6 protein-coding genes are annotated in these 6631 nt (G+C 70.6%); 5 read left to right on the plus strand and 1 reads right to left on the minus strand.

Going from position 1 to position 6631, the window contains the following annotated elements; all coding sequences use genetic code 11:
• From VFZ20_RS32750 to VFZ20_RS13060, 5 genes are all read left to right on the plus strand, one after another.
• Positions 1–165: DUF445 family protein (locus VFZ20_RS32750; RefSeq protein WP_349264092.1), on the plus strand; the 165-nt coding region annotated here is incomplete at its 5' end.
• Positions 166–532: 367 nt separating this feature from the next.
• The gene (locus tag VFZ20_RS13045) at positions 533–1375 is read left to right on the plus strand and encodes a hypothetical protein (RefSeq protein ID WP_329684328.1); all 843 of its coding nucleotides are present in this window, start codon (positions 533–535) and stop codon (positions 1373–1375) included.
• A gap of 93 nt (positions 1376–1468) precedes the next feature.
• Entirely contained in the window at positions 1469–2314 is an 846-nt protein-coding gene (locus tag VFZ20_RS13050; RefSeq protein ID WP_329684329.1) for a hypothetical protein, read from the plus strand.
• Between the two features lie 419 nt (positions 2315–2733).
• The gene (locus tag VFZ20_RS13055; protein ID WP_329684330.1) at positions 2734–3906 is read left to right on the plus strand and encodes a hypothetical protein; all 1173 of its coding nucleotides are present in this window, start codon (positions 2734–2736) and stop codon (positions 3904–3906) included.
• A 69-nt stretch (positions 3907–3975) separates the two neighbouring features.
• Positions 3976–4449 carry a hypothetical protein gene (locus VFZ20_RS13060; protein WP_329684331.1) on the plus strand — a complete coding sequence of 158 codons (474 nt, stop codon included), beginning with the start codon at positions 3976–3978 and terminating at the stop codon, positions 4447–4449.
• A 465-nt stretch (positions 4450–4914) separates the two neighbouring features.
• Here the strand turns inward: VFZ20_RS13060 and dacB are convergent, their stop codons facing one another.
• Entirely contained in the window at positions 4915–6414 is a 1500-nt protein-coding gene (dacB, locus tag VFZ20_RS13065; protein ID WP_329684332.1) for a D-alanyl-D-alanine carboxypeptidase/D-alanyl-D-alanine endopeptidase, read from the minus strand.
• Positions 6415–6631: the final 217 nt, after the last annotated feature.

The raw sequence follows: 6631 nt of genomic DNA on the forward strand, positions 1-6631 counted from the left end.
CGCTTCGTCGAGGACCAGATCAACGGCTGGCAGGAGAGCCGCCTGGTGCAGGAGCTCGAGCGCGAGCTCGGGCCCGACCTGCAGTACATCCGCATCAACGGCACGCTGGTGGGCGGCCTGGTGGGCCTGCTCATCTACACCGTCTCGCGCTTCTTCGCCGGCTGACGCACCGGGGCCGATCATTCCTCCGCAACCTCCTCCGAATTTCTCGGGGGAGGTTGTTCCGTTTGCGGATGATCCCGATCGCGCGGACTGCCCCGTCGCGGATCGGCGGGATCGGACGGCCATCGGATCGGGACTCACAACCTGATCTGGACAAAATTCGACGGTGTCGCGTGCACGGTGCACACGGCTGCTTCCGGGCCGCGTAACACCTGATCCGCTGATTCTTTTCCTTTGCTCTTCCGTCATTCCGGATGCAGATTGGGCTCGGACGTGTCGGGCTGCCACGGATCGCGGGCCGGCTCCGCCACGTCTCCCGCGCGGCTCTCATAGCGCCCTCCATCCTTCCTTAATCTCTCACGAGGTCCGAATGAGAACGATCCATGTTTCTGCCCTGGCCACGGCCGCCCTGCTGCTGGCGGCCGCCTGCGGCGACGTTACAGGCGCCGGGGCCGGCGCCCGGGCGAATGCGCCCGAGCCGGCCAAGGTGCTGCTGGGCACCATCACCTGCCACGTGGACGTGGTCAGGCAGACCAGCCGCTGCGGTGACCTGGTGGCGCCGGGCGGCCCCTCCGCCAACCGCTTCATCCTGGACAGCGCGTACTGGACCCTGGAGACGGGCGCGCAGTTCAACAGCGGCGGCCTGGCGTACTTCTTCAACGAGATCCAGAACGACCTGGGCCAGGAGATCGGGATCGAGAACGGGGTGCCCGACACCACGTTCGCGTTCATCACCAGCATCACCACCACGGGCGGATCGGGCACCGTCACCCCCGCCAACCACGACGGCATGCGCGGATTCACCGCGCCCAGCCAGGCGTACTGGGCCTATGACGGCGAGGTCTCGCCCGGGGACGACACGTTCACAAAGATCTGGACCTTCAACCTGCCCGCCACCGTCACGTCGTGGACGTACACCATCGGCGTGCAGACGACGGTGATGCACCCCAACGGGTGGATCGAGGTGAGCGGCGACACGCAGGTGCCCAACGGCGGCTCGCGCCAGCACACGGCCCTCGTGCGTGACTGGACGGGCACCACGGTCACCAGCGGCAGCGTGCTGTGGAGCACCAGCAGCGTGGGCGGCAGCGTGACCACCACGACCAACAACAGCCGCCAGGCCACGTTCGCCGGCACCGGCGTGGGCTACGTGGAGGTGACGGCCAGCCTGGGCACCTTCAAGCCCGACGTGTACGCCATCGAAGTGTACTGAGGCTCCCTCGCCTCACCCGGGTCCGCTCCCCCTTCCGCACCCCGCGGAAGGGCGGAGGGGGCCCGTGACTTTCCCCTCCCAGGAGATCCCCGCGTGAAAAAGCCCCGTATCCAGGCATTCGCCCTCGCCGCCCTGCTGCTGGCCTCCGCCTGCGGCGACATCCCCAGCGGATCGTCCGCGGCGCGCGAGCCCGTCGCCGTCGCCCGGCACCAGAAGCTGCTGGGCACCGTCACCTGCCGCGTGGACGCCGTCGCCGGAACGACGAAGTGCGGCGACGCGACCGCGGCCGGCGGCGCGAACCAGACGCGCGTGCTGCTCAGCTCGCACTTCACGGTGCTGACCAACCAACAGTTCACCAGCGGCGGCACGGCGTACTTCTTCAACGAGATCCGCAACGACCTGGGCCAGGCCATCGGCACCAACACGGGCGTGGACGTGGACACCATCTACGCGTTCATCAGCAACATCCAGGTGACGGGCGGCTCCGGCACGGTCACGGTGAGCAACGCCGACGGCACGGCCACGTTCACGGCGGCCAACCAGCCGTTCTGGAAGTGGCGGCAGACCATCGATCCGGGCTACACCACCGGCACCTCCATCTGGACGTTCAGCGTGCCCGGCACGGTCACGTCGTGGACGTACACGGTGGGGCTGTCGGCGCCCATCGCGCACCCCAACGGCTGGGTGGACATCTCCGGCAACTCGCAGATCCAGCACGGCCAGTACCAGCTGCTCACGGCCACCGTGCACGACTGGACCGGCACGGTGAACACCTCCGGCTCCGTGAGCTGGACGGGGACCAACGTGAGCGGGCAGATCTACGTGAGCCAGTGGGACGACCGCACGGGCCACGTGCTGGGCGTGCGCACGGGCACCGGCGAGGTAACGGCCAGCTTCGGGACGGCGACGCCCAAGACGGTGGGCGTGAACGTGTATTGAGGGCGGGCCCTCCCCCGGCCTCGCTCAGGCTCGTCCACCCCCTCCCGCAAACTGCGCGGGAGGGGGTGTATACTTCCACGAGCCCTGGTGCGGGTGTGGGAGCGACTCTGCCGGACGGTCTTTCTCCCTTCCCCCATGCAGTTTATGGGGGAAGGGCCGGGGACGGGGGGCGCTCGCCCTCCGCCTGATCCATCCATCGCACGACGAAGCTCATCCCACGCCGTTCATCCGCCCGCGCCGACGCCCATCGTCGCCCCCGCCCGACAATGCCAATTCGCGCAACGACATAGCGCGACCCGGCGGACTGGCCGAAGGCTTGCTACGGATGCGCCCCGAGCGGCCGGCGCGCCCGGCCAGGCATGGACCCGTCCGTCGACGCCTCCGCAGGCGGCACGGATGATGAAGCAGCCGCGGCACCTATGGAATACGCACAGGACCCGTTCCTCTTTCCGCTGGTACGCGAGCCCCGCTCACGATGGGAGCGCGCGGGCCTGTCGGAGCGCCAGGAGCGCACGTTCAACCGCGTGGCCACCCTGCTGGTGGGCGCCTTTCTCACGGGGTGGATCTACACCATCGGCTTTGCGCCGCGCGAGCACCTGCGCGCCAACCAGCCGCCCGTGGCCCGCATTACCGACCAGCTCATCCGCAGCCCGCTGGCCTCGGACGCGCCGCCGGAGCCCGCGTTTCTCGTGGACCAGTTCGTCCGCGGGTTCGAGGAGGACTTCGAGGAGCAGGTGGGCGGCCTGAGCGGGGCCGTAAAGGTGAGCATCGTGAACCCCGGCGACTCGCTGAACCTGCCGGGGGTGGCCGATTCGCTGCCGTCGGATGCGCGGATCGTGCTGCGGCCCACGGACGGCGCCGGCGGCACGGGCGCGGCCGAGGTGCCCGCCACGCAGGCGCCGGCGGAGAGCGGCATCTGGAACCTGGTGCTGCGCATGCGCGACGCCATTCGCCCCGCGTCGGACGTGAGCGTGATCACGCTCGTGCCGCTGTCGGAAAAGCGCGGCGGCAGCATCGGCGGCTACCGCATCGGCAACTGGCCGTACGAGCAGGGCGGCGCGCCCAAGCCCGTGTACCGTCCGCCGCCGGGGCTCATCCGGGTGACGCAGCAGAACAAGGAGATGTGGCTCTCGGAGCACATCCAGCTCAAGGACTTCATCACCAAGGGCCAGGAGAACGTGTGGCCCAAGTACGTGGCCGTGCAGCCCCGCGTGCTGGACAAGGTGGAGCTGGTAATCCAGGAGCTCGAGGCCATGGGCCACCCGGTGGAGAACATCTTCGCCGTCAGCGGGTTCCGCACGCCGGCGTACAACGCGGGCGGCGGCAACACGGTGGGCCGGGGCAAGCTGTCGCGCCACATGTACGGCGACGCCATGGACATTGCCGTGGACAACGACCACAACGGCATCATGGACGACCTCAACGGCGACGGACGCATCAACCTGGACGACGCGCGGGTGATCGGCGCGGCCGTGGACCGGGTCGAGGCCAAGTACCCGCAGCTGGTGGGCGGCATGCACTACTATCCGCCCACGGGCGGGCACCAGGGGATGGTGCACATCGACACGCGGGGGTTCCGCGCCCGCTGGTGAGCTTTCGCCGGGCGCGTGGTGGGCTTGTGGAGGGGTGGACGATGCGAAACGCGGAACAGGGAGCGAACGGTGGCGGACGACGGACGTGACGCGGGCATCCGCGTGGAGCGCAGGGAAGAGGACGAGCGCCCGGGGCATGGGGCGCCGGGGATGGACGTGCGCGACGAGGACCTGGAGCCGCACGCGGGGCTGCGCTACATCGCGCGGATGTTCAAGATCCTGGCGATCCTGCTGATCCTGCTGCTGATCGCCGAGATGGTGCTGGGGCTGGTGCAGCAGGGGCAGGCGGCCATCCCGCAGCTGCTCATCGAGGCCACGCGGCTCATCGTGTTCGCGGGCCTGCTATGGGGCGCGGCCGACATGGGGCTCATGCTCATCGAGAGCAACCACGACCTGCGCGCCACGCGCATCCTGGTGGGCCGGCTGAACAACCGCGTGCAGCGGCTGGAGCAGATCGCCATGACGGGCAGCCCGCGCGGCGGCACGGGCCCGCAGCTGCCGCCCACGTCGCCCGGCGGCGAGCGCCGCGAGCGCCCGCGGTAAGCCGCGGCGGATCGACGGTCGAGAAGGACAGGGCGGACGAAAGCACGGACGGCGGCTGGAGGAGACGAGGCAGCAGGGCCCGCGTCGCTGCGCGACGCGGGGGCCCTCTCCCCCGACCGCCTTTTTGCTCGTTCTCGCAACGGCGGTCGACCCCTCCCCCAACTTCGGGGGAGGGGTTTGTCGTGGGGACGGTTCAGCGCGTGGAGGTGGGTCCGCGCGGGACCGCAGTTCTCCCCCTCCCCCGCGAAGCGGGGGCAGGGGGCCGGGGGGAGGGGGCCCTCCGCGGGCGAGACACACTCTGCCCATCCGGCTCGATCCCGGAGCCCACCGCTGTTCTCCTCTCTCCGCGAGGGACGAGCGGGGAGAGGCCGGAAGAGGGGCGGGCTGCTACCGGCGCGAACCGTCCCAGTCCGCTGGATCTATCACCAGTCCGCCGGATCCACGCTCAGCGCGTCCGATCCATCCTCAGCGCGTCGTCCGCCGACCGGCCGCGATCACGCGCATGACGGCGGCCTCGGCCACGCGGTCGGCGTCGCGGGCGGAGAGGGTGTGGTGGTTCACGATCATACTGAACACCATCCGCTCCCCCTCCGCCGTCGTGAAGTAGCCCGACAGCGACCGCACCCCCGACAGCGTGCCCGTCTTGGCGTGCACGTTCCCCTCGGCAGGCGTGCCGCGCATCCGGCTGGCTAACGTGCCGTCGCGTCCGGCGATCGGCAGCGCTTCGTAGAAGACGGCGAAGTTGGGGCTGCGCGACTCGCGCTCCAGCAGCGCCACGAGGAACGCCGGCGCCACGAGGTTGTAGCGCGACAGGCCGGAGCCGTCCGCCTGGGACAGCAGCCGCGACGGCAGCCCCCATCCGCGCATCACGCTGTCGACGACGGACGCGCCGGCGGCCGCCGTGCCCATCCCCCGCTGCTCGCGGCCCAGCGTCTTGAGCAGGATCTCTCCGATCTGGTTCTGGCTGGGCTTGAGGAACGCGGCCAGGATCTCCGCCATGGGCGGCGACGTGTGCGTGAAGAGCACCGTCGGGTTGTCCGTGCGCGCCGCCGGCAGGTCGTCCGCGTCCGCCGACGGGCCGCCCACGCCGATCCCCGCCTCCAGCAGCGCCTGCCGCAGCACGGAGGCAAAGAAGCGCGTGTTGTTGCGGACGGAAACCTCCTCCTCCACCACCGTCGTGTCCGCCGGCAGGGTGCCGGAGACGAGCACGCCGCTCAACGTGTCCGCGCGGGCCACACGCACCTGCGGCTGCCCGCCCGCCGGGCCCATCCACACGTTGCCGAGGACCGGAACCCACTCGTCGCTCACGGGATGCGTGGTGACGGCGGCGGCGCGCTGGCCCGGCGCGGGCGCCACGCGGACGGTGACGAACCCCTCGTTCAGCTCCAGCCCGCCCACCTCGGCGGAGTACGAGTCCGGCAGGTCGTCCCACGCCCAGCCGCGACCGAACGCCACGTCGTCGAACACGTCGTCGTTGCCGATGACCCCGCCCGTGATGCGCGTGACGCCGTGCGCGCGGAGCGAGTCCGCCCAGGCGCGGAACACCGTCCGCACGTCGCCGTGAAAGCGCTCGGAGATGCTGGGATCGCCACTGCCGATGACGAGCAGGTCGCCGCGCAGCACGCCGTTCTGCACGGGGCCCGTGGCGGCCAGCCGCGTCCGGTAGCGGTAGTCCGGCCCCAGCACCTCCAAGGCGGCGGAGGCCGTCACGATCTTCATGTTGCTGGCGGGGACGAACATCCGCCCCGCATTGCGCGCGTACAGCGTCTCGCCCGTCTCCAGCGAGCGCACCATCACGCCCCAGTGCGCGCTGGCGAACGCCGTGTCGTTGAAGATGCTGTCCAGCGCGGCCGCGATCGAGGTCGTCGCGATTGGAGCGGGCGGCGCGGGCGAGAGCGCGGGCTGGGCGGGCGCACAGGCGGCGAGCGCCAGCAGGACAGCGGCGGATGGGCGGATGCGGATCATCTGCGAAACGTGTGGCTGCGGCCGGTTCGGAATGCGGGGTCCACGCCCTCGGCCTGCGGGGCCGTGGGACCGTCGTCCAGGGATGGTGGCGGACCCTGCGAACATCAGGCCGCCCGCTCGTTCCCCGCGGAGAGGGACGGCATAAGCACGGTTGGGAAGGGGAACACGGCTCTTGCACGTCAGCGGGGTGTCTACCGTCCCGCGGAGGGGGGGGGGG

Source organism: Longimicrobium sp. (assembly GCF_036280135.1).
Taxonomy (GTDB): domain Bacteria; phylum Gemmatimonadota; class Gemmatimonadetes; order Longimicrobiales; family Longimicrobiaceae; genus Longimicrobium.

Excerpts from the sequence above, each read along its gene's own strand:
- dacB (WP_329684332.1), bottom strand. The coding sequence starts at position 6,414 with ATGATCCGCATCCGCCCATCCGCCGCTGTCCTGCTGGCGCTCGCCGCC.
- VFZ20_RS13055 (WP_329684330.1), top strand. The coding sequence starts at position 2,734 with ATGGAATACGCACAGGACCCGTTCCTCTTTCCGCTGGTACGCGAGCCC.
- VFZ20_RS13045 (WP_329684328.1), top strand. The coding sequence starts at position 533 with ATGAGAACGATCCATGTTTCTGCCCTGGCCACGGCCGCCCTGCTGCTG.